Below are 23889 nucleotides of genomic sequence, written 5' to 3'. Positions count from 1 at the left end.
AAGAACAATGCAAAAATCGATGCACACACAAGCAACTAGCAAAGGTTTCACCTTGCTGGAAGTGATGGTGGTGATTGTTATTTTGGGTATTTTAGCGGGTTTGGTGGTACCAAACCTACTGGGTAATAAAGAAAAAGCTGATATTCAAAAAGCCAAAACCGATATCATCGCCTTGGAAAACGCCCTCGACATGTATCGTTTAGATAATTCACGTTACCCAACGACCGATCAAGGCCTAGATGCTTTGGTTAGTAAACCAAGCTCAAGCCCAGAGCCGCGCAATTACCCTGAAGATGGCTACCTACGTCGTTTGCAAAAAGACCCATGGGGTAACGACTACATTCTTATCAGCCCGGGTGAAAAAGGCCGCATCGACATCTTTAGTGCGGGTTTTGATGGTGAAGAAGGCACTGCCGATGATATTGGCAACTGGAATTTAGACCAGTAAATTGCTCAAGTCTCACTTAAGTCTACGCTCACGCCAGCAAGGTTTTACCTTGCTGGAAGTGATTTTAGTATTGCTGTTAATGTCGATAGGGATTTACTCGGTCGTCATGTCAGTGTCAGGTTCAAGTGAGCAAAAAATAGTAGAGCAACAAGCCAAGCGTTTAGCGGCCTTGGTGCAATACGCGCAAGAGCAAGCCTTGCTCACCGGGTATGATTACGGCATTTATAGCGATGCTGAGCGTTACCAATTTGTGCGTATGGAGAAACAACGTTGGATAAAACTCGACGATAGAATTTTTAAAGAGAAAGTATTTGAACAACCTTACTTTCTCGAGCTAAGCCTTGAAGATGCCGAGCTAGAAGAGCAAGGCTATGGCAGTGGTAGTTTAGGCTTTGAAGAAGGTGATTTGTTTGAAAAAGACTTTATCACCGAAGAAGTTAAACAAAGCATTGTTCCACAAGTGTTGCTGTTAAGCAGTGGCGAAGTGACTCCCTTTAAGTTGATATTTGCTTACGAAGACAGCCAAAATCGCTGGCAAGTAAGCAGTGACGATCTTGGTCAGCTTACCATTGAAAGGGACGATGAAGATGAATAAGCAGCGCGGTATGACGCTGCTTGAAGTAATGGTGGCGCTGGCGGTGTTAGCCATTGCGGGCACCGCTGTTATGAAAAGTGCTTCAGAGAATTTACGCAGCCTCAGTTATATTCAAGAAAAAACCTTTGCCCTGTGGATAGCCGACAACCAAATGGCTGAGCTTAAACTCAGCAATACATGGCCTGGTACCTCTAGCCGCAAAGGCACTACCACATTTGCCGACACCGAATGGCAGTGGCGCTCGCAAGGCGTTGCAACGAGTGATCCTAATTTTGTGGCGGTCACCATTTCGGTCTATCGCAATGCCGAAGAAAAAGCCGCCTTGGCCGAAATCACCAGTTATGTGAGCCGCTAATGAAGCAACGCGGTTTTACCTTATTAGAAATGCTGGTAGCGATTGTTATTTTTGCTTTGCTTACCATGGCTGCTTATCAGGTACTGCAAGGTGTTATGCGTAGTGATGAAATCTCCCAAAAACACGGAGAACGTTTACGCGAAGTGCAACGCGCTATGTTTTTAATGCAACGTGATTTTACCCAACTCGCACCACGTTCAGCGCGTGATGAAACAGAAGAACAGCGCCCTTTAATCATGTCTGAAAAGTACTTGCTGGAAAGCGATGATATGGGCATTGAAATGATGGTGTTGGGCTGGCGTAATCCGCAATCAGTGATTCGCCGTTCACAGCTGCAGCGGGTTGCTTACCTCGTGAAAGACGAGAAATTGATTAAGCGTTTTTATGCTCATCCTGATGCGGTGGTAGGTTACGAACCACGTGAAATGGTGATTTTGAATGACGTTGAAGAGCTGAGTTTTCGTTTTCATGGCTCTAGTGGATGGAGCGACCAAGTCTCAGACAGTAATCAATTACCACGCGCCATTGAAGTAAAACTCACTCACAAAGATTTTGGCGAATTGCGCCGAGTGTTTTTAAGCCCTGAAGGCAGCAGAGCGCCCGTGGCTAGCCAAGCGCAAGAAGATGCAAACAATAATACCAACCAAGGTGATAGTAGCAATAGCGGTAATAGTGGCGGTAATAACTCTGGCAGCCAGCCTGATCCGGATGCTTCATAATGGTTAACTTGCCTCGCTCTCTTCAGCGTCAACGCGGCGTAGCCTTGCTTACTGTGATGCTTATTTTGGCTGTAATGGTGGTAGTAGCCGCGCAGTTTAGTCAGCGTTTACAACTCGATTTAGCCCGCGCCAATAACTTGCAGCATTCGTTACGTGCCAATTGGTTATTGTCTGGTGCTGAGGCCTTTGCGATTAAAGTAATCAAACAAGATCTGGAAGATGACGATCGTGTGCACCTTGGTCAATACTGGGCAACCGAGGGCATGGTTTTTCCACTAGAAGATTCTATTATCAAAGGCCGTATCCTAGATATGCAGGCCTGCTTTAATTTGAATGCTTTAGGCCAACCAAATAAGCGCGATGGTCAGCCGCCTAAAGTTGCCGATCAATTTACCGGTTTGCTAGTGGCCTTAGGGGTTGATGCTTATACCGCAGAGCAAATTACTGACGCGACTCGAGATTGGATTGATGCCGATACTATTCCTCTGCCACAAGGTGCAGAAGATGGGGTGTACGAAGGCTTAAATCCAGGCTATCTGCCGGCGAACATGCCAATGGCAGATCGCAGTGAGTTTAGAGCGGTTTATGGGGTTACTGCTAGCATCTACCGCAAAGCAAAGCCGTTTATATGCGCATTACCCGAAACCAGTTTGGCGGTTAACGTGAATACCATTGCGGTTGACCAGCCCCAGTTATTAGAAGCACTGTTTTATCCTGATCTGGATAACACTGGTGCACAGCAGGTCTTGAATGACCGTCCCGATGAGGGGTATCGTTTGTTGGATGAGATGATGACTCACCCCGCGTTAGCCGGTATTCCTTTAACTCAAGCGGGTTTACAACAAACGCTTGCGTTGCGCTCTAATTATTTTAAAGCGCAGCTGTTAGTAGAAAATGAACAAGGACAAGCACAAATGACTAGCGTTATTCAGCGCAGTGGTACTTCTGATCTTAAAATGATCCGCAGAAGTTTTGGAGACGAACTGTGAACGAACAACTCATTATTCGCCTACCCAGCACTGGCAAAGAAGTCATTAATTGGATGGTATGGTCTGACAACGAGCAAGAAGTTATTGCCGCTGGTGAGTTAGCGGGCAGTGCCGAACTGGAAGTATTGCAAGACAAAGCCGAACATCGCCGAGTGATTGTATTGGTACCCACCAGTGATGTAAGCCACCATCAGTTAGAGTTACCAAAAACTGCACAGCGTTCATGGCAGCAAGTCGCTCCTTTTATGCTAGAAGAGCAACTCGCCCAAGACCCAGATAGTTTACATATTTGCTTATTAGATAAAGGCAAAGAGACTATTGATGTGGCTTGCGTGAGCCATCAGCAGATGGACAGCTGGCAGGATATGTTAGAAGCCGCGGGTATTTACAGCCAAACCTGGTGTGTAGAGGGGTACTGTTTACCCGAGCCGGAAGAAGGCCAAGCGTCAGCGTTGCAAATAAACCAACAATGGTTGTTTCGTTTTAGCGATGGTCGAGCCATGAGCATTGACCAAGCGTGGTTAAGTGTTGCACTTCCTTTGTTAGCCAAACAATATCCAGAATTAGTGGTTCAGCATTACAGCCCATCACCGAAGATAGATATTGAGGGCATTGAGTGGCAAGCTCGTGCGCCAGAGTTAGCCATGAAATTGCTGGCCGACGGCGCTAAAAAAGCCAAGCTTAATTTGTTGCAAGGCCAATATGCTAGTGCTAACCCGCTGACTAAAATTTGGCTACAGTGGCGTAAAGTCGCCATTGCTGCCGGGGTGTGCTTTGCATTAGCGCTCACTTATCAGGTAGTTGATACCTATAAAACAGAGCAGCAAATTGCCGAGGTAGATAGCAATATTCGCACGGTGTATAAAAAAGTATTTCCTGAAGTATCGCGGATTCGCGATAGTCGAATCCGTAGTGATTTTCGTAAAGCTTTAGCAGGAATTGGCCAAGCGCCAGAACAAGATTTCTTGATGATGATGGTACACCTTGCGTCAGCCATGGATAAAAATACTGGATTCCAACCGGTTAGCCTGCGCTTCGATCAGAAAAAAGGCGAAATTCGTTTGCAAGCAGAAGCCAAAAATTTCCAGAGTTTTGAACAATTTAGGCAAGCTGTTCAGCCCTTTGAAACCGAGCAAGGTACGCTAAGCAATAAAGCGGGTGCGGTAGTTGGCACTGTGGTAATAAGGAAAGCGTCATGAAGCAATGGTGGCAAAGCTTAAATAAGCGAGAGCAGAACTTAGTAATGGCTGCCGCTGCGGTGATGGCCTTAGCGATACTGTATTGGGGCATTTGGTCGCCGATTGCTAATGCGAATGAAACCGCCAAGCAGCGTTTGCTTAATCAGCAGCAAACCTTGATATGGGCGCAGCAGCAGGGTGAGTTAATTATTGCTAGTGGCCCATCGCAAAAAAATGCTGGTAAGGTGAATGTTAGCCAGTCAGTAAGCAGTAGCGCACGCCAACAACGTATTACCATTAGCCGAATTCAGCCTAAAGGCGATGAAGTGGAAGTATGGATTGAAAACGTGCCGTTTAACCAATTAATGACTTGGCTAAAAATGCTGAGTCAGCGCTATGGCATAGTGGTTGAAAACGTAGATTTAGATGAAGGCAAAGAGCCAGGCATTGTAGGTGTGCGTAGGTTACGTTTAGGTAAAGCAGAATGAAGAAGTACATTGGTGTAGCACTGTTATTAGTTGCCGTTTACCTTGTGAGTTTGGTGGCTACCACGCCACTAAGTGTTGCACTTAATTATTTACCTATACCAAAGCAGCTAAAGTTAAATCATCCAAGTGGCTCAGTTTGGCAAGGTGAGTTATTGAGTGTAGACACGCCTAACCTTACCTTACATGACGTGAGTTGGAGCTTTAAACCAGCCTCTTTATTGTTAGGCCGACTGGCGGTAGATATTAAGCTAGGAAAAGGACAACAATTGCAGGGCCAAGGCCAGGCAGGTTTGAATTTTTCGGGTTGGTTTTTGAAAGATTGGCAGCTTGAAGCGCCGGCTAGCTGGGTGGTTGAGCAAGTACCTATGCCTTTACCTATTTCGGTTGAAGGCGATATTCAACTCGCATTGACCGATGCTAGCCAAGGCAGCCCCTGGTGTGAACAGCTACAAGGGCAGTTAATGTGGTTAGGCCCGCTAGTGGGAACACCACTGGGCGAACTAGATTTAGATAATGCCAAGGCAGACTTAAGCTGTAATGAAGGCCAACCAAGCATAGCGCTAAAACACAGTGATAAACAATTGGAGTTAGAGTTACTGGCTTCAGTTGGTCAACCTAATTGGCTTGCCGAAGGCAAGATAAAGGCCGGGGCAGACATGCCAAGTAGCTTAAGTAACAACCTTAAGTATATTGGCCGACCTGATCCGCAAGGCTTCTATCGCTTTAAACAGCAAGGCCGCTTGCCGCGATAAACCGACCAAAGCTAGCGACTCCGCTAGCTTTTTTATTTATCCCAACAGCTCTTTAGTGAAGTGATGGTAATCGTCAATGGAAGGGTAATGAGTAAACTCTTTGCTGGCTTGTTTTGAATCGGGGTTACGAATACCCAACAAATACTTAATGCCAAATAAGTGTGCTTGCTCTAGTACATGTTCATTGTCGTCAATAAACAAGGTGCGCTCGGGGTCAAAGGGATGATGCTCAATTAAGGCCTGCCATAGCTTTGGGTCTTCTTTGGGGTACCCAAATTGATGGGTACTAAACAAGGTATCTAAATATTGGTTTAGCCCAGTTACTTTTATCTTTGTTGCCAAACCATCGGGATGGCAATTGGTTAGTAACACCCGGTTTTTACCCGCAACGGCGAGCGCTTCAAGAAAGGGTTTAACGTCGTCTCGCCATTGAATTTTATGCTCTACCTCGGTTTTTAGATGTCGAATATCGATATTGGTTTTGTTGCTCCAATAGTCAAAACAGTACCAATCTAAGGTGCCCGATACGGTTTCATAATCTGCAAATAAACGCTCGCGCGCTTCATCTAAACTTAAGCCATTTTGATGAGCAAAAGAGATGGGAAGATAATGCATCCAGAAGTAATTATCGTAATGCAAATCTAGCAGCGTGCCATCCATATCCAATAAAACGGTGTCGATTTTAGTCCAGTCAAACATTCTTGGTCTCTAGTCCTTGAGTGCTTCTAACAGCAATGTAACAATGACAATAACTTAATGATAGCAGGAAGATAGATGAGCAAGCATCATCCGCCTCGATTATTAGACAGCGCCATAGCTGCCGAAAGTCGCTTCTTCAAAATTGAAGAGTTACATCTGGAGTTCAGTAATGGCGAAAAAAGAATTTATGAACGTTTAGTTGGATCAGGCCAAGGCGCGGTAATGATTTTGCCGGTCACTGAGCAAAATGAACTGCTGCTTATTAGTGAATATGCCGCCGGAACAGAACGTTATGAACTAGGCTTTGCTAAAGGCTTGGTAGATCGTGGCGAAACAGCCCTTGAAGCAGCTAACCGCGAGCTGCAAGAAGAAATTGGATTTAAGGCCAATAGCTTGCAGTTGCTTACCGAGTTGTCGGTAGCCCCCGGTTACTTTTCTAGCCATATGTCGGTGTTTGTTGCCCAAGGTCTAGAGCCAAGCGTATTAGAAGGTGATGAGCCCGAACCGCTTGAGGTGATTAAGGTTCCCTTAAACCAAATAGACAGTTTATATGCCCGCAAAGAGTTTTCTGAAGCCCGCAGTGTTGCGTCATTGTTGCTATTAGAGAAATGGTTAACGCAGAACAAAGTGAGAAAGTAATAGGATGTTTGACCCTGCTAGTGTGTTACCTGAGGTAATTGAAATAGCCCGCGGTGCTGGCGAGATTATTCGTAATATTTACGAAAAAGGCGATTTTGTTAGTGAGACCAAAGACGACGCTACACCAGTAACGTCGGCAGATTACGCAGCCCACCATTTTATTATGGATGCCTTAACTGCGCTCACGCCTGACATTCCCATTTTATCTGAAGAACAAGCCGATATAAGCTTGGCTGAACGCGAAGGTTGGACGACTTATTGGCTGGTCGACCCTTTGGATGGCACCCAAGAGTTTGTCTCTGGTAGCGGGGACTTCGCCACTGAAATTGCGTTGGTTGACAATAATCAACCGGTACTTGGGGTAGTTTATGGGCCTATCGTACAAATTCTTTACGCAGCGGTTAAAGGGCATGGCGCATTTAAAGAACAGAATGGCGTACGCAGCGCTATTCAGAGCCGTCACTATCCTGAGAAGCCAGAACATATTCGAGTGGCGACTAGCCGAGTACAACGTCCTGCTTTACTGCAAGCCATATTAAACTGTAATTACCATTACAAACTTTACCCATTGGGGAGTGCTAGCTTAAAAAGTTGCATGGTGGCCGAAGGCGCAGCCGATTGTTACATTAGGGTTGGGCCAACAGGGGAATGGGATACGGGTGCTCCACAGATTATTTTACAAGAAGCTGGCGGTACTTTGCTCGATTTACATCTGCGTGAATTAAGCTATAACCAGCGAGAGTCTTTAGAAAACCCCAATTTTATCTCATTGGGCGATCCGCAATTACCGTGGCGCGATATTCTAAAAAATCCTAGCTAACTAACAACTCGGATACATCAATCTAATATTCGTTTTTACAATGGTTTAACCTCAAGGTAATAGCGGGTATAATTTTGCCAATAATGACAAGGATGCCTAATACTGCGGTCAGTAGGCACGACGAGGAGAGATAAGGGTGAAGCTTTTGAACTGGAAAACACTGGTACTATCTATTTGCTTAACAATTGTGCCTAACGCGTTTGCGGCAGACATGTCTGACGAAGCCATTGCTGAGCGTATTAAGCCAGTGGGTGAAGTTTACCTAGATGGTGAATTAGACGTCGCCAAAGCGCCAGCAGCTTCAAGTGGCCCACGTGATGGCGAAACGGTTTACAATACATTCTGTACTGCTTGTCATAGTACAGGCGCGGCAGGCGCACCTAAGAAAGGTGACAGCGCAGCTTGGGCTCCGCGTATTGCTCAAGGTGAACAAACCTTGTTTGACCACGCCTGGAAAGGCTTTAACGCTATGCCAGCAAAAGGGACTTGTGGCGATTGTAGCGAAGATGAAATTAAAGAAGTTATTGCTTACATGATTAAGTAAGTATTTGGCTTTATAGAAAAACACCACGCCTTTGCGTGGTGTTTTTAGTTGCGGACTAGCAAAACTCGTTCACTCAATACTTAATCAAGGTTTAACTGTTTTTACGACGGCGCTGGCGTTTTTTAGTTTTCTGCAACTCTTCCACCATTTTTTTTCGCTCTTCTTTCTCAGCTACAACCTTAGCGGTTTCGACTTTCTCAATCGCAACCATCGCGGGCGTTTCTAAGCTTATTTTCCCAATCGTTGCATCGCGTAATTCGTTGAGAATAATAGTGGCCACTTTTACATAATCAACGTGTCCACCACGTACTAAACAGCCGCGACGACGGCCTATTTCTTCCATCAAAACCACTTCTGAATCAGGCAATTCTTCAAGCTTGTAACGGGATTTTAGTTCTTCTGGGTAAGCTTGTAGCAAATACTCACAGGCAAAGGCTGCTACGTCATCGTAATCCATAGCCGTATCTTTAACTGCGCCGGTAGTGGCTAAGCGGTAGCCGCTGGCGACATTATCAAACTTTGGCCACAAAATTCCAGGAGTATCGGATAAGATAACATTGCCTTCTAAGCGGATCCGCTGTTGAGCTTTTGTCACTGCCGGTTCGTTACCGGTTTTAGCAATTTGTCGGCCGGCCAAGGCGTTAATTAAGGTGGACTTACCTACATTTGGAATACCACAGATCATGGTATGAATAGGTTTATCTACACCTCCCTTGTTAGGCAGCATACTGCGGCAAAGCGCTAACAAATCTTGAGTTTGATTACCTTGAATTGTACACAAAGGAATCGCCTTAACTCCTTGCTCTTGTTCAAAATATTCTTGCCACAAAGCGGTTACTTTAGGATCGGCTAAGTCGCTTTTATTGAGTACCTTAATGCAGGGTTTATCACCACGTAAAGTGGCTACTAAAGGGTTTTCGCTACTGTAGGGGATCCGCGCATCCAATACTTCGATAATTAAATCGATTTTTGGCATCACTTCTTTAATCTGCTTTTGGGCTTTGTGCATATGCCCTGGATACCATTGAATGGCCATTTCATCCCCACTTATTTGTGCAATTTGGCGCTCATTGTACTCACCACACGGGTAAAGTGTAGTGCTTTGTAGTGTGAACAAACTATTTACACTACCAATTACAGTACATTTATTAAGCATATAGATGATTCTTACGGTAGAGTTTGCATCTAGCTGCTATGTTGATAGGGTTACAAAAATATTTAGTGATGACTTAATCACTAAATCAATACTTAGACAATCTTAGGGAAGAGATGATGTCTGCTCATGATATCGAGAGCAATATAGTGGCAGAGCCGCCTCAAATCACTGAAGCCAATGCTTCCAATCAGCGAATGAGTCACTCAGGCGTGAGCCTACAGGCGCGCTACGAGCACCATAAATCACGCCATCAGTATTATAAAAAAGCCTATAAACATGTGCGTAAATACCGCTGGATAAGTGTCGGCTTAGCCATAGTAGCCTTTAGCGCAGTGTTTTTTCTTATCGCCTTATTACCTTCGTATAATCAGTTAAAAGATGATTACGCAGATATGCACACCGACGCGCAAATTACTCAGGATCAAAATCGTCAGCTAAAAGATGCGCTACTGATTGAGCGCAGAAACAACTTTGACTTAAATAAAGAAAATCACCCCGAGTTACGCGTGTTTGCTTTTGATACCTTGATTGCTACCGATCAAGCTCAAATTCGCTCGGCTTTTTTTGAAGCATCTGACCATATTGGTAAGCATATGGAAGTTAGTTACCAATTGTTGGCCGAAGGGCCTATTAAGCAGCCATTAGCGATTGTATTGGTGGATCAAACGGGCCAGCAAGTGCATCAGCAAACCATCGATTTTGGCGAGTTACAGCTAAAAGAAGGCGAGTCGAGAACGGTAGAGAGCACGATGTCTTTAGCGAAAGACTTAGACGTGCGTTACTTTAAGGTTATGGCCTTAAAAGAAGATTAACGCTGTATTTACCGTTGTTAGTGAAAGGAGCCTAAGGCTCCTTTTTTAATCCAACAAATTGTTGTTTAGCGACTTAGTTAAAGCGCTATACTGGCTGCATATCCATTTATTATACTGGTGAGAACACAATGTACATTACAGATCGTTTTGATAGTGGCAATATTCGAGTGATTTCTTTAGAGGAACCGCAGAATATCCAGTTAGAAATAAAACATGACAATCAATCTGAGTTTTTCCAGTGGTTTCATTTTCGCTTTGAAGCGTCACTTGAGCAACATTATCGTTTTAGCATCACCAATGCAGGGAAATCTGCTTATGCTAAGGGTTGGAAAGACTATCAAGTAGTGGCTTCTTACGATCGAGAAGAATGGTTTAGGATTGATACTGAATTTGATGGAGAACAGCTAAATTTCTCATTATTGTTAGAGCAACCCAGTGTGTATTTTGCTTACTTTGCGCCTTATAGCTACGAGCGCCATCAAGACTTGTTACATACTATGCAACAAGATTATCGAGTAAGCCTTAATACGCTTGGACAAACCATAGACGGGCGCGATATGAGCTTGCTTACCATTGGCGACCCTGAACAGGCCAACAACAAAGTGTGGGTAATGGCGCGGCAGCATCCAGGTGAAACCATGGCAGAGTGGTTTGTGGAAGGCATGTTGGGTAACCTACTGGACCAAGACAACCCCCTGTCGATGAAGTTATTGGAAAATACCGCTTTCTACGTAGTACCAAATATGAATCCCGACGGTTCGGTACGCGGTCACTTACGTACCAACGCGGTAGGTACAAACTTAAACCGCGAATGGCAAAACCCTAGTATGGAACGCAGCCCAGAGGTGTACTTGGTACGCCAAAAAATGTTGGAAGTGGGCGGTGATGTATTTCTAGATATTCACGGAGATGAAGATCTCCCCTACAATTTTGTTGCAGGCTGTGAAGGCGTACCCTCGTACGATGCTCGCCACAAATTGTTAGAAGATACTTTCAAGCAGGCTTTTATGGCGATTTCACCTGATTTTCAAGACACTCATGGTTACGAGAAAGATCAAGCTGGCCAAGCCAATTTAAGCATTGCTGCCGCTTGGTTAGGTGAGCAGTTTAAATCCTTGTCTTACACCATTGAAATGCCTTTTAAAGACAATGCAGATATGCCTGACGAAGCGTTTGGTTGGTCACCAGAACGTGCTATGCAACTAGGCTGCGATGTACTATTCCCGATTAAGCAGGCCTTAGAAAAGCTGTAAATAGACAGATAAAGAGGCTAACAAACGGCAGCCTCTTTATCCCCTGCCCAATTTTAAGCTGCTAGACTTTGCTTGATGCTGCTTCTATGCTGTGAATATATTCAAATACTTAGCAGTTTTTATGGCCAAAGATCTTTTCGCTAGTCTCGATTTAAACCTTCTCCGCACTTTTGTTGTGTTATCTCAAGAACTGAATATGCGTAAAGCTGCTGAACGCTTGTTCGTTAGCCAACCTGCAATTAGTCAGGCTGCTCAAAAACTACGTAACCACTTTGATGATGAGTTGTTTGTTCGTACTCGCCATGGCTTACGTTTGACTGCTTATGCAGAGGAGTTAATTGATAGTCTTGGGCCGATTATTGATGATCTAGAGTCAGCACTAAATGCGACTCAAGATTTTGACTTATCTGAGTTAGAGGGCACCGTTAAAGTTGCCATGGCACCGCATGTTTTAGCGTATCTATCTAGCCGCCTGTTTATGGCCATTCGTGAAGTTGCTCCCAACGTAGATGTGCACCTGCTTAATTGGTCTCCGTCAACCTTAGATGATTTGATGAAAGGTGAAATTAGCCTCGGTGTTAATTTTGAAATTGCTCATGCGCCAAAAGAGTTAGCCAGCCACAAATTGATTGATGAGCAATTTGTGTTGTTTATGCGTAAAGGACACCCGCTAGAACCTAGAGTGCTTGAAACGAATAGTGTATTAACACTTGAAGATGTTAAGGACTATGAATTTGCCACGTTGATTGTTACCGACTGGAATTCTAATGTTTCTTATGCGGAGCGAATTATGAATGCGCATGGCTTAAACATTCGAGTGGGTTTTCGTACAGAACTGCCAATGGCCGTATTAGAGGTGGTAAAAAACACCGATATGATTTACCCCTCAGTGTCTTACTTGCCAGAAAGTCAGCGTTCATCGTTGATCAGTACAGGTTTTTCTATTGCTGATACACCCGCTAAGTACTCTTTATGTAGCTACTACCACCAAAAAAACCGTAGGAAGAAGACCATTACTTGGGTTAACAGTGTGATTAAACAATTACTTTCTGAAAGTGGAAGCCAATAAAAACCCTTTATATATAACCAATGCTTATTTAACGATTAGCCTAAGCTAATAAATAAGAATGACTTATCTGCGATATTTACACTGCTAATTGGTCTAATTTAGGGCCATCTATTATTCTCTTGTCCGTCGCCAGGATAGCAACTAACTAGCTAAAATAAATAGTTTTTAGCTTTGAAGGGCTGTGATGCTCGAGTTCATTAAAGCTTATATAAACTCTACTTATGCTACCTGCTGGACAACAAAGCACGGGTATAAGAACCGAGTCTTAGGCTTAAAAATTAATATCCGACAACTTTGAGAATAGCATTATGAAAAACAAATTATTAGTATCACTTATCGCTGCAGCTTTCTTATCAGGCTGTGCTTCTTCTGGCTCAGAATCAAATGACGCGCCGCAAGTTAGCAATCCAATTGAAGCGGTACCAGAAAACCCGATAGCTAAAGATGACGGTGCCGATATGCCGCAACAAGATCACTACAGCATTAACGCAAATGGTGAGGTAATGGTAAATGGTGAAATTATTGGCGCTGTTAACGAGCTGGGTGAAGTGCGAGTTGACGATGTAGCAATTGGGCGAATCTATACTGATGCAGACGGTACACGATATTTCCAAGCTTATGGAAGCGACAATAAATATTACGGTGATATAAATAGGTCGGGTGTAATTACTATTGATTGGGAGCGTACTGAGGTTGATGGTGGCTGGGGGTATGAAGCCCCGGAGAATCCAATTATGGGAACGCCAGTTAACCCTATTGAAGGTCAGCCAAGTAACCCAATAGCAGGTACGCCAGAAAATCCAATTGAGGCGAGCCCTTCTAACCCGATTGAAGATGGGACGCCTGAGCCAATGAATAGCTTGAGTGCCGAGCAAAAATCTCAACTACGCTCTAATGCCAACGAACTGCGCGCAACTATTAAGGCTCGTTTAAACCGCTCTTAATTAAAGTACCCAAACTATCTCTAGCAAGGAGCCGCTTTTAGCGGCTTTTTTTATGAGCGAGAAGACAATGAAAACTAAATTCCTTACCGCTGCGCTGCTTCTATTATTTGTTGGTTTTGTGCAGAAGTTGAGTGCGGAGCCACTGTTGGGTTTTAAGGTATCTAAAACTGGCGAAGATTGGATAGGAACCGCTAACGCCACTTTTCAAGTTAACGACAAGGTAAACGTTAACGCAGAATTGGATTCAACGGGTTACTTAGAGCTGGGCGCGGGTTATGGTCAAATGCTTGGTAGGGTTTATGCCGAAGCATTCACTAGTTACGGTCGTGCTGAAAATGTAGATATCTACGATTTGGGGATTTTTGCTGGCACAGCGCTTAGCGCGAAAGTATTGGTTTTTGCTAGTAGTTCTCACCAGTGGCGTGAAACTAAAGGTTTCCCTGTGATGGAATTAGAATTGTTTGATCAGCGCGAATGGAAGAATTCTATTGGTGCTAGCTATGATCCCATTGGATGGTTAAAGCTTTCTTATACATTTAAACATGACCGACTACTGGAAGGCGGTGGTTGGTTGCTAGTAGAGAACGACAACATTAGCAGTCATGAGTTTATGATAACGGCTAAGCCCAAGTGGGTAGAGCCTTACCTTAAGTATGTTTATGGTGAGCACCGAGTGCGTCCTGGCGAGCCTGTTACGAATGAAAGTACCGTTGAACTCGGTGTGAACTTTAAGTTTTAGCATTTTGTTACTCAGAATATTGATAGCAAGTTTGATTACCGTTGGTGCTATTCCCCTAGCTTTAAGTCTTTCGAGCTAGGGTCTTTTTTCGTTGAAAGACTGGGGCAGGATATACATACGTCTGATGACCTTTGTGTAGATGTCGAATTTCTTTACAAATCTTTAGAAGGGAAAATCGTTAAACGCGGTACTTTTTCTCATTGCTATGGAGATTAGAAGGTATTATCCACCTCTCGACAGGTGGGGTTGTCAATTATTTATACAATTTTTCGCTTATTGTTCGTAAACATAATTTGCCATTTATCATATGCTTTTGAAATAAAGGATTATTTCCATCAAGGAATGAAATATGCACGCTTTTTGAGCGACTAGACAAGCGCATGGAGTGCTAAATGAGAATAATAAAAGCAAAATCAGTGTTGGCAGGAGTTGGGTTACTAATGGTAGCCACAACAGCATCAGCAACTATTATGTATGATCAGAACGTTACTGGAGATGTGATTTTTGGTAGTGGTAATGCTAATGGTGGATTCACCACCGATCGCCAAAATGGCATTGAACTCGGTTTAAGAGCCAAGTTACGTTTTGATGAAACTAACCAGCCGCAAAATGTGTTTAATAGTAATAGTGATGGAACCTATCAATTTGATAATATCCTCCCTCCTTCGGGCTTTAGTTATGCACCCAATTCCCCATCAACAGCTATTTGGAACTTTGAGTGGTCGGTAAATAGCAACTTTGATGGTAGCGGTGGATTCTTAGATAACTTTTCTTACCTGCTTGAAATTGATTTTGATCCTAGTGCGGGTACTAATTTCATTGGCCTTGATCCAATAAATGTACCGAGCTCCGACAATGCTTTAGGTAACAACAGTACGCCTAATGGCGGTGGCTTGGTTGATGAAGCCAACTACGGTTCTAACATTGGCGTGAATAACTTAGCGCAAAATTCTTGGAATATGGAATTTGCTCCTTTTGACTTTAACGCATTAGATGTTGGTATTTATGATTTTGTATTAAGTGCCTTTGACTCGCAACAACAGCTATTGGCCAGTACCTCGATTCAAGTGATTAACGCCCGAGTACCTGAGCCCCAAACCTGGATTCCCTTTAGCTTCGCACTGATAGGTTTAGCTTGGTTAAGGCGCAGAGCTAAGAAATAGTAGCCAACTGGCTTTATCAAGAACGGCGCTTTCTGCGCCGTTTTTATTTAGTGTTAATTTAAAAAGCTAATGTAAGTTTGCAGTACAATTAAATTCACAATGTCGATAAAAAACGCCCCCACTATAGGTACCACCATAAAAGCGGGCGGCGAAGGCCCGTTTCTAGAGACTAATGCGCTCATGTTCATTACTGCTGTGGGGGTTGCTCCTAAACCAAATCCACAATGGCCACCTGCTATCACCGATGAATCGTAATCTTTGCCCATTAATCTAAAGCTCACAAGACTGGCAAAGACCGCGATCATTAGGGTTTGGCATAGTAAGATGATGATAAGAGGAAGGGCCAAATCGAATATCTCCCATAATCTTAAACTCATCAAAGCCATGGCTAAAAACAGTGACAGTGAAAGCGTACCTAATAGATCAACACATTCGTGGTTAATCTCGTAGCGTCCGCTAAGTTCGCAACTGTTAGCAATAATTACCCCAAAAAACAGCGCGTAAACAAAGTCTGGCATTTTTAGCCAGCTTAATGCGAGTTCTACTTCTAACTGCTTAGTAAATTTTGCTGCAACGACGCAAAGCAATAATAAAAATAGCACTTCAATTACTGAGGTAGGGGTAACTAAGTCTTCCTCTTTACGGCTGTAGGTGACAATGTCTGGATGCTTTTTATGATGATCTTTACCTTTTGAGAAAGGTGATTTCAAATTATGTTTGTTAATCAACCTCTGGCCAACCGGGCCGCCAATTATCCCTCCCATTACTAGGCCAAAGGTGGCGGCTGCCATGGCAAACTCCAAGGTTTGAATATTGTATTCTTCAGCAAAAATTTGTGACCAGGCTGCGCCGGTTCCATGGCCACCAGACAAAGTGATAGAGCCGGCAAATAGTCCCATCATGGGCTCTAAACCTAAGGCGCTGGCGAGCATAACCCCAAGACCGTTTTGCAAAACGATATACAGTGAAGCTATCCCTAAAAATACAAATACCTTTTTACCGCCTTTCACTAATAACTTGTAGTTGGCTGCTAGCCCTACGGTGCTAAAGAACATCAGCATTAAGGTGCCTTGTAAGGGCAGCGCAAAGGTGAGTTCAATACCACGGAATTTGAGTAGGGTGATAACAATGGCTACCACTAATCCGCCCACAATAGGCTCGGGTATATTGTACTTTTTAAGTATTGCGACATACTTGCAAATGATTCTGCCGATAAACAGCACTGTTAAGGCGATAAGGAATGATTCGAGCTCAGCAATCGCATACACCGTATCCATACTCATGAGATCCTAAGAACTAAAGAAGACTGATTTATTGAGTGTAGTTGGCGTAGAGCTAAGCGTTAAAAATATAATGAAAACAAGGCTGTTTAATTTTGACTGAGGGGGAGCTAGGAAGCTTAACTAGGGGCTGTTTAAAAGAGAAGTGAAAGAAAAAGCAACTAAACGGGTATCCATCTAGTTGCTTATATCTGACTAGCGTAGAGTTACAAACTCCTCGCCGCTAGTTGGATGAATGGCGACACAAGCATCGAAATCTGCCTTGGTTGCGCCCATCTTCATGGCAACGCCAAAACCTTGTAGGATTTCATCCATGCCTAAACCAATACCGTGCAAGCCAACTACTTTTTCATCTTCGCCAGCACAGATAAGCTTCATTTTAGTCACTTGACGATGTTGAGTCACTGCGGTGTACATCGCGCCAAAGCTTGAGTTATACACTTTAACATTGGCTTCACCATATTGCGCTATCGCTTCTGGCTCGGTTAGGCCAATGGTGCCGATGGCGGGGTGACTAAATACTACGGTAGGAATTAAGTCGTAATCCATTTTAGCGTTGGTTTGGCCATTAAATAGACGTTCAGACAATAAACGTCCTGCTTTAACCGCTACCGGCGTAAGCTCTACCTTACCGATATTGTCGCCAACCGCGTAAATACCTGGCGTTGAGGTATTTGAGTATTCGTCGACTTTAATGTAACCCCTGTCGTCTGTGTCGACACCAACAGCTTCTAAGTTGATGTTATCGTTGGCTGGCTCGCGGCCAATGGCCCAAATAACAGTGTCTACTTGTAGGCTATTTCCATTCTCAAAACTAACGACCAAACTGTCATCACTTTGTTTTTCAATGGCTTTAGGTGTGCTTTGTGTATGCAAAGTAGGGCCATCTTCAGCCATGATCTCTACCAAGGTTTCACTTAGCATAGGGTCGAAGTTACGCAGAGGAGCGTGTTTACGTACCGCTAAATGCGTTTCACTACCTAGTGAATGTAATACACCGGCTAATTCTACTGCGATGTAACCTGCACCAATCACTAATACACGTTTAGGCTGCTCGGTAAGTGCAAAGAATCCATCTGAATCTATGCCTAGCTCTGCGCCAGGAATATTTGGAATGCTTGGGCGACCACCAGTGGCGATAAGAATGTGCTTGGCACGGATTTGCTCGCCGTTTACCTCAACCGTATTCGCATCTACAAATTTTGCAAAGCCGTTTATTAAGGTAACGCCATTGTTACCCAGTACACGGTCGTAAGAACCATGAATGCGCTTAATGTAGGCTTCGCGGCTGGCTACTAAGGTAGACCAATCAAATTTATTTACTTGTACATCAAAGCCGTAATCTGGGGCGTAACGGTGAATAGCTTCTGCAACTTGGGCACCAAACCACATTGCTTTTTTAGGGACACAACCCACATTCACACAAGTGCCGCCAACATGGCGAGCTTCAACTAAGGCCACTTTCTGGCCATGCATAGATGCACGGTTTGCAGAGGCAATACCGCCGCTGCCTGCGCCGATGCAAAGGTAGTCAAATTCTTTCATTAAGGTACTCCGTAAAGGGCCGAAAACTTGCAGCAGTATAGCCTGTACTAGAGACAGATGTTAATCAGCTTTTTGCGCTTGGTAGGGCAAGCGAATCGAAAAGTGCACCCCTTCGTTGGGTTTACTGTCGAAGGCGATATGTCCTTTAAGCAGTTGTACCACCAAGTTGTAAACAATATGGGTGCCTAGCCCGCTGCCACCTTGGCCGCGTTTAGAGGTAACAAAGGGGTCAAAGATGCGGTTAGCAATCTGGCTATCTACGCCTCGGCCAGAATCTTGGTAATCGATATGCAACTGGTCGTTTTCTCGATGAATTGAAATGTCGATACGTTTAACACCATCCCAATCATCAAAACCGTGTTTTACCGAATTAAGGATAAGGTTGGAATAAATTTGGGTAAAGCTGCCAGGGAAGCTATATAGCTCTAAGTCGTCTGGGCAATCTACAACAATTTCGCAGCCAGAACGGCGTACTTTGTGCCCTAGTGAGGTGATCACTTGGTTTACATTTTCTTGTAAGTTAAAGGTGTAACATGCTTCGGAGCTTTGATCTACGGCTACCTGTTTAAAGCTACTGATAAGGTCAGATGCGCGGCGTAAATTACTTAGGAGCAAGTCGGTAGACTGATTAAGATTTTGAATCAAATCTTCCATAAACTTACGGCTTAGCTTGCCGCTTTCAATGTTCTTCTCTAGTTGATTACCTTGTTCTTGAAGATAAGACGCGGCGGTTACACTAATACCAATGGGCGTATTAATTTCGTGAGCTACACCGGCCACCAAGCCACCGAGTGAGGCCATTTTCTCGGCTTCTACCAAAGATTGCTGAGCATTTTTTAGTTTGTCGAAAGCACTAGCCAGTTGTAGGTTACTTTCCTCTAAACGTTCGGTACGCGATTGCACTTTTTGCTCAAGTTCGTCGTTGAGGGTTTTAATCTCATTCTCTACCCGTTTAAGGGGGGTAATGTCGTAACCAAACGCAATCATGCGGGATACGTGGTTGCCTTCGTAAAAGGGCACGAACGTCCACAATAAGGTGTACTGGTTATTGGCTTGGTCGGTAAGCGTAAGCTCTTGATCTTGAATCACCCGCAGTTCACGTAAATCGGTTTCGATTTTTTGGCGCATATCGTTATCAATAAATACGCTTAACCAGTTCTGTCCCTCTAGCTCTTCTTGATGAAAACCGGTGAGCATTACCCCTGCTGGATTGGCAGTGAGTACGTTTAACTGGTTATCTAGGGTGACAATAACCGCATTACTGGCGTTAATTACGGTGGCGGAAAAGTCTCGCTCGTGGGCTAATTGTTCGGTTGCTTTGAGTTTTTGGTCGAACTCGTGATCAATCTTTTGGGTCATTTGATTAAGGGTATTAACCAATTCCCCCAGCTCATCGTTACGCTGTTTAGCGCCAGTATCTATTTTAAGGGGGGCACCTAAGTTATCTAGATCTAGGTTACGGGTGTACTCCACAATGGTGTTTAGGTGGCGCACAATCACATAATAAATGATGAACAAGATGCCGATAGAAACAACGAGGGTTTTAACGGTTTGGCTAATTAGAATTAGCATGGCTTTTTGCCACAATCGCTCGTAAACCTGCTCTAGAGAAGCGGCTACAAACAGTTTACCTACCATCTCTCCTTGGTAAATAAGTTCAAATTCTTGGGATAAGTCGTAGCGATCTGCTGAGCGCCCACGGGCTAACAAAGGCACTTCAGATGATCCTAGGATTTCTTTTACCAGCACATATTGCATATTAGGCAGGTTCATAATGCCTTCTATTTGTACTTCAACTTGTTCTTCGTCGAGGTTCCAAAGGCTGGCAGCAATAGGCTGCAAGAAGCTGACTTCAATTTGATCGATGCTTTTTTCAATCACTTGTACGTCTTGCTTGTAGTCGTAGCGTAATTGAATAAGGGTGATAATTAAGGCAAGTAAAGTGGAACAGATGAGAATATAGGACAACATGCGCAAGGAAAGGCTATTAGTGCCTTTGTTTAGAGCTAATTTTTGCCACAACCCTGGATTATCATTAACCGGGGTATTGTTGTTATTGTCCATTAATTAACGAGTCCTGTTGGTCTAGGTTATTGATAAACCGAGAAACCAAAATAATCCCTAAGGAAATCATAGTCTAAATCAAGGCTATGTAAACTGCCCAAATCACTAAACGTGGGTTGATTTACAAAATTTTAGCCCCAGATTATGGTATTCATAGATATCGTTTCTTCAGTCTTTAAGGATTCTGTATGAGTAACCCATTACTTGATTTACCCGGATTACCTCCGTTTAGCAAAATTAAGCCAGAACATGTGCAGCCTGCGGTAGAGCAAGTGATTGAGGAATGCCGCACGACGATTGATGAAGTGCTTAAACACAGCACCGCGACTTGGCAAAACTTCATTCTGCCTTTAGATGAAGTGAATGATCGTCTCGGCCGCCTATGGTCACCGGTCAGCCACTGCAATTCGGTCATGAATAGCCCAGAGCTGCGCGAAGCGTATGAAGCCTGCCTGCCAATTTTATCTGAATACAGCACTTTTGTGGGTCAACATAAAGGTTTGTATCAGGCCTACAAGCAATTGGCCGAAAGCGACGCGTTTGGTGGCTACAACCTTGCCCAACAAAAATCAATCAGTGATGCCTTACGTGACTTTGAGCTTTCAGGTATTGGCCTAAAAGCTGAACAACAAGGCCGCTACGGTGAAATTGTTAAGCGTCTTTCAGAGTTGTCTTCTCAGTTTTCAAATAATGTATTAGACGCCACGTTAGCTTGGCAAAAGCACATTACAGACAAGAGTGAACTAACAGGCTTACCAGAGTCTGCGCTAGCAGCAGCAAAACAAGCGGCTGAATCTAAAGAGTTAGATGGCTACTTATTAACTTTAGAGTTTCCAAGTTACTTGCCAGTCATGACCTACGCGGATAAACGCGAACTACGCGAAGAAATGTACCGCGCATTTAGTACTCGCGCGTCCGAACAAGCCAATACTGAACAAAAATTTGATAACACTGCGATTATTGATGAAGAGTTGGAACTGCGTACCGAGCTAGCCCAACTGCTTGGGTTCGACAGTTATGCCGATAAATCGTTGGCTACCAAAATGGCTGAGTCGCCAGCACAAGTACTGGGCTTTTTGAATGATCTTGCGGGTCGCTCTAAACCACAAGCAGAGCGCGAGTTGGCCGAGTTGGATGCTTTTGCTAACGAACATTATCAAGTCGCCGAATTGGCTGCGTGGGATATGGCGTATTACTCAGAGAAGTTGAAACAACATACTTACGCGATTTCAGATGAACAGCTGCGCCCTTACTTCCCTGAAGATAAAGTGCTGAGCGGTTTATTTGAAGTCGTTAAGCGCCTGTTCAATGTTAGCGTTACCGAGAAACAAGGCATTGATACCTGGCACTCAGACGTACGCTTTTTTGAGATTAGCGATGATAGCGGTGAGCTGCGAGGCTCGTTCTACCTAGATTTGTATGCTCGTGAGCACAAACGCGGTGGTGCCTGGATGGACGGCTGTATTGACCGTCGTGTAGACGCCGATGGCAAACTGATTAAACCAGTCGCTTACTTGACTTGTAACTTCAATAAACCGATTGGCGATAAACCTGCGCTGTTTACTCATGATGAAGTGATTACTTTATTCCACGAGTTTGGCCATGGTATTCACCATATGTTAACTAAAGTGGATGAAGCGGCTGTGTCTGGTATTAATGGCGTAGCTTGGGATGCAGTAGAGTTACCGAGTCAGTTCCTAGAAAACTGGTGTTGGCAGAGTGATGCCTTAGCCTTTATCTCTGGGCATTTTGAGAGCGGAGAACCTCTACCGCAAGCCTTGTTAGATAAAATGCTGGCGGCACGTAACTTCCAATCTGCAATGACCATGGTTCGTCAGCTGGAGTTTTCTATTTTTGACTTCCGCTTACACCATGAAGCAGCCAATGGCCGCAGCGTGCAACAACGTTTAAACGAAGTGCGTGAATTAGTATCGGTAATAAAAGCGCCAAGCTTTAACCGCTTCCAAAACAGCTTCAGCCATATTTTTGCTGGTGGTTACAGTGCAGGATATTACAGCTATAAATGGGCAGAGGTATTGTCGGCTGACGCTTTCTCAAAATTTGAGGATGAGGGTATTTTCAACGCGCAGACTGGCTTACACTTCTTGAGTAATATTCTAGAGAAAGGTGGCTCACAAGAGCCAATGGAATTGTTTAAAGCCTTTAGAGGAAGAGAGCCTAAAGTGGATGCTTTGCTGCGTCACTCTGGCATTGCTGCGTAATGTTACGCGCGTAACTCACACTTAATAACGCGGCTTAGGCCGCGTTTTTTATAAGAGATGGATCGATGTTTGAAGAATTTTCCCTGTGGTTAGAGCAAGAGCAAGCTCAGTTAGCCACATCTAATTGGTTGTTTGATGTATTTGTAGTGCTAAGTATTACCTTGGTTGCGTTTATTGTGTGGCGATTACTGGCCTCACGTTTAAGCCGTTTAACCGAGAAAACCAAAACCGTATGGGACGACGCCATTTGGTTTTCCCTTTGGAAACCGATTAACTGGATGATTGCAGTGGTGGGTTTGTCATTGGTGGCGGTGGCCTTTGCCAATGCTCTCGATTCCGAGTTTAAACCCTATATCGCGGTTATCCGCCAGGTAATGATTGTATTCATGCTAGCGTGGGTAGCGATGCGTTTTGTACGCCGCGTAGAAGAGCAACTTATAACTGTGGGTAAAGACAAAACCACTGTGCAAGCAGTGGCTAAGCTATGCCGGGCGGCGGTGATTATTTTGTTTTTGCTGGCCGTGTTTCAAACGCTAGGTTTTAGTATTTCTGGCGTATTGGCATTTGGTGGTATGGGCGGGCTAATAGTGGGGATGGCAGCAAAAGATTTGCTGGCTAACTTCTTTGGTGCTTTGTTGGTGTATTTTGATAAGCCCTTTAAAGTGGGCGATTGGATCCGTTCCCCCGATCGCAGCATTGAAGGCACAGTAGAAAACATTGGCTGGCGAGTGACTAAAATTCGTACCTTTGATAAACGTCCTTTATATGTGCCTAACTCTATTTTCTCGAGCATTGCGGTAGAAAACCCAAGTCGCATGAGTCATCGACGCATCAAAGAAACCATCGGCATTCGTTATGACGACGCCAGTAAAATGAGCAAGGTAGTAACAGAAGTCGAGCAGATGCTGCGAAATCACCCTGAGATAGACACCACTCAAACCTTAATGGTGAATTTTGATAGCTTTAATGCCTCGTCGTTAGACTTCTTTATTTACACCTTTACCAAAACCACTAACTGGGTGAAGTACCATGAAGTGAAGCAAGATGTGCTGAACAAAGTGGTGGAAGTGGTTGAAGCAAATGGTGCTGAGTTTGCATTCCCTACGCGTACTTTGCACATGACCTCTCAAGTGGAGCCTAGTGTTTAGTTAAACAAAAAAAGCTGGGGTAAGTATTGTGCTTACCTCGGCGCTTCGCCTTTATTTTCCTGCATATTTATTCTCTATCTAAGCCTAAATCTTCACAATGTAAGCCGAGTTAAATAGTCTAATCTTGGGCATTTTTTACAATAAACTTTATTATTATGCTGAAAAACCTAATTTAACATTATCAAAATTTAGTTATTCAGCAGTGTAGTAGCATATTTAGAAAAAATAAGATGAAAATGCTTAATTTTGATCCAATTATGGGTGTATT

Annotated in this window: 24 protein-coding genes; 19 read left to right on the top strand and 5 right to left on the bottom strand. The window is 44.0% G+C overall.

Annotated elements, in window-relative coordinates; translation table 11 throughout:
• Window positions 1-7 precede the first annotated feature (7 nt).
• Genes gspG through Q4549_RS18595 form a run of 8 tightly spaced genes read left to right on the top strand, consistent with a single transcriptional unit; the run spans window position 8 to window position 5524 of the window.
• The gene (gspG, locus tag Q4549_RS18630) at window positions 8-448 is read left to right on the top strand and encodes a type II secretion system major pseudopilin GspG (RefSeq protein WP_303553875.1); all 441 of its coding nucleotides are present in this window, start codon (window positions 8-10) and stop codon (window positions 446-448) included.
• Window position 449: 1 nt separating this feature from the next.
• On the top strand, window positions 450-1043 hold the full coding sequence (gene gspH / locus Q4549_RS18625; protein WP_303516302.1) for a type II secretion system minor pseudopilin GspH: 594 nt from the start codon (window positions 450-452) through the stop codon (window positions 1041-1043).
• Window positions 1036-1398, top strand: a complete 363-nt coding sequence (gene gspI, locus Q4549_RS18620) for a type II secretion system minor pseudopilin GspI (RefSeq protein ID WP_137674839.1) — start codon at window positions 1036-1038, stop codon at window positions 1396-1398. Before gspH ends, gspI begins: the two co-directional genes overlap by 8 nt.
• Window positions 1398-2117 (top strand): type II secretion system minor pseudopilin GspJ, encoded by a 720-nt coding sequence (gene gspJ, locus Q4549_RS18615; protein ID WP_303516299.1) that lies wholly within the window; start codon window positions 1398-1400, stop codon window positions 2115-2117. The genes gspI and gspJ overlap by 1 nt, the downstream gene beginning before the upstream one ends.
• Window positions 2117-3106 (top strand): type II secretion system minor pseudopilin GspK, encoded by a 990-nt coding sequence (gene gspK / locus Q4549_RS18610; protein WP_303516298.1) that lies wholly within the window; start codon window positions 2117-2119, stop codon window positions 3104-3106. Before gspJ ends, gspK begins: the two co-directional genes overlap by 1 nt.
• On the top strand, window positions 3103-4305 hold the full coding sequence (gene gspL / locus Q4549_RS18605) for a type II secretion system protein GspL (protein WP_303553876.1): 1203 nt from the start codon (window positions 3103-3105) through the stop codon (window positions 4303-4305). The genes gspK and gspL overlap by 4 nt, the downstream gene beginning before the upstream one ends.
• Window positions 4302-4772, top strand: a complete 471-nt coding sequence (locus tag Q4549_RS18600) for a type II secretion system protein M (protein ID WP_303553877.1) — start codon at window positions 4302-4304, stop codon at window positions 4770-4772. Before gspL ends, Q4549_RS18600 begins: the two co-directional genes overlap by 4 nt.
• The gene (locus tag Q4549_RS18595; RefSeq protein WP_303553878.1) at window positions 4769-5524 is read left to right on the top strand and encodes a type II secretion system protein N; all 756 of its coding nucleotides are present in this window, start codon (window positions 4769-4771) and stop codon (window positions 5522-5524) included. The genes Q4549_RS18600 and Q4549_RS18595 overlap by 4 nt, the downstream gene beginning before the upstream one ends.
• 36 nt (window positions 5525-5560) lie before the next feature.
• Here the strand turns inward: Q4549_RS18595 and yrfG are convergent, their stop codons facing one another.
• Window positions 5561-6223, bottom strand: a complete 663-nt coding sequence (gene yrfG, locus Q4549_RS18590; RefSeq protein WP_303553879.1) for a GMP/IMP nucleotidase — start codon at window positions 6221-6223, stop codon at window positions 5561-5563.
• A 75-nt stretch (window positions 6224-6298) separates the two neighbouring features.
• Between yrfG and nudE the strand changes: the two genes are divergently transcribed.
• The 3 genes from nudE to Q4549_RS18575 all read left to right on the top strand — a co-directional run bounded on the left by nudE (window position 6299) and on the right by Q4549_RS18575 (window position 8226).
• Entirely contained in the window at window positions 6299-6862 is a 564-nt protein-coding gene (nudE, locus tag Q4549_RS18585; RefSeq protein WP_303553880.1) for an ADP compounds hydrolase NudE, read from the top strand.
• Window positions 6863-6866: 4 nt separating this feature from the next.
• Window positions 6867-7682, top strand: a complete 816-nt coding sequence (gene cysQ / locus Q4549_RS18580) for a 3'(2'),5'-bisphosphate nucleotidase CysQ (protein ID WP_303516289.1) — start codon at window positions 6867-6869, stop codon at window positions 7680-7682.
• A 136-nt stretch (window positions 7683-7818) separates the two neighbouring features.
• Complete coding sequence (locus tag Q4549_RS18575) at window positions 7819-8226, top strand: cytochrome c5 family protein (RefSeq protein ID WP_137674830.1); 408 nt, start codon at window positions 7819-7821, stop codon at window positions 8224-8226.
• 91 nt (window positions 8227-8317) lie between these two features.
• Here the strand turns inward: Q4549_RS18575 and ylqF are convergent, their stop codons facing one another.
• Complete coding sequence (gene ylqF / locus Q4549_RS18570; RefSeq protein WP_303553929.1) at window positions 8318-9262, bottom strand: ribosome biogenesis GTPase YlqF; 945 nt, start codon at window positions 9260-9262, stop codon at window positions 8318-8320.
• A 233-nt stretch (window positions 9263-9495) separates the two neighbouring features.
• On the opposite strand from ylqF, the gene Q4549_RS18565 reads away from it, so the two are divergent.
• The 6 genes from Q4549_RS18565 (at window position 9496) to Q4549_RS18540 (ending at window position 15362) form a co-directional block, all read left to right on the top strand.
• Entirely contained in the window at window positions 9496-10194 is a 699-nt protein-coding gene (locus Q4549_RS18565) for a hypothetical protein (protein WP_303553881.1), read from the top strand.
• Window positions 10195-10322: 128 nt separating this feature from the next.
• The gene (locus Q4549_RS18560) at window positions 10323-11447 is read left to right on the top strand and encodes a M14-type cytosolic carboxypeptidase (protein WP_303553882.1); all 1125 of its coding nucleotides are present in this window, start codon (window positions 10323-10325) and stop codon (window positions 11445-11447) included.
• A gap of 121 nt (window positions 11448-11568) precedes the next feature.
• Window positions 11569-12516, top strand: coding sequence for a LysR family transcriptional regulator (locus Q4549_RS18555; RefSeq protein ID WP_303553883.1), 948 nt, complete (start codon window positions 11569-11571; stop codon window positions 12514-12516).
• A 308-nt stretch (window positions 12517-12824) separates the two neighbouring features.
• A complete protein-coding gene (locus tag Q4549_RS18550; RefSeq protein ID WP_303553884.1) occupies window positions 12825-13460 on the top strand; it encodes a hypothetical protein in 636 nt (211 codons plus the stop codon).
• A 67-nt stretch (window positions 13461-13527) separates the two neighbouring features.
• On the top strand, window positions 13528-14199 hold the full coding sequence (locus Q4549_RS18545; RefSeq protein WP_303553885.1) for a hypothetical protein: 672 nt from the start codon (window positions 13528-13530) through the stop codon (window positions 14197-14199).
• A gap of 392 nt (window positions 14200-14591) precedes the next feature.
• Window positions 14592-15362 carry a PEP-CTERM sorting domain-containing protein gene (locus tag Q4549_RS18540; protein ID WP_303553886.1) on the top strand — a complete coding sequence of 257 codons (771 nt, stop codon included), beginning with the start codon at window positions 14592-14594 and terminating at the stop codon, window positions 15360-15362.
• Window positions 15363-15415: 53 nt separating this feature from the next.
• On the opposite strand, the gene gltS is transcribed toward Q4549_RS18540, so the two are convergent.
• From gltS to Q4549_RS18525, 3 genes are all read right to left on the bottom strand, one after another.
• On the bottom strand, window positions 15416-16639 hold the full coding sequence (gltS, locus tag Q4549_RS18535; protein WP_303553887.1) for a sodium/glutamate symporter: 1224 nt from the start codon (window positions 16637-16639) through the stop codon (window positions 15416-15418).
• 198 nt (window positions 16640-16837) lie between these two features.
• Entirely contained in the window at window positions 16838-18187 is a 1350-nt protein-coding gene (gorA, locus tag Q4549_RS18530) for a glutathione-disulfide reductase (RefSeq protein WP_303553888.1), read from the bottom strand.
• Between the two features lie 60 nt (window positions 18188-18247).
• Entirely contained in the window at window positions 18248-20251 is a 2004-nt protein-coding gene (locus Q4549_RS18525; protein ID WP_137674824.1) for an ATP-binding protein, read from the bottom strand.
• 188 nt (window positions 20252-20439) lie between these two features.
• On the opposite strand from Q4549_RS18525, the gene prlC reads away from it, so the two are divergent.
• Together prlC and Q4549_RS18515 are read left to right on the top strand one after the other, a co-directional pair.
• The gene (gene prlC, locus Q4549_RS18520; RefSeq protein WP_303553889.1) at window positions 20440-22473 is read left to right on the top strand and encodes an oligopeptidase A; all 2034 of its coding nucleotides are present in this window, start codon (window positions 20440-20442) and stop codon (window positions 22471-22473) included.
• Window positions 22474-22538: 65 nt separating this feature from the next.
• On the top strand, window positions 22539-23621 hold the full coding sequence (locus tag Q4549_RS18515; RefSeq protein ID WP_303516274.1) for a mechanosensitive ion channel family protein: 1083 nt from the start codon (window positions 22539-22541) through the stop codon (window positions 23619-23621).
• Window positions 23622-23889 lie beyond the last annotated feature (268 nt).

This window comes from Agarivorans sp. 2_MG-2023 (assembly GCF_030548085.1).
In the GTDB taxonomy this organism is placed as follows: domain Bacteria; phylum Pseudomonadota; class Gammaproteobacteria; order Enterobacterales; family Celerinatantimonadaceae; genus Agarivorans.
This window is presented reverse-complemented; position numbering and strand designations above follow the sequence as displayed.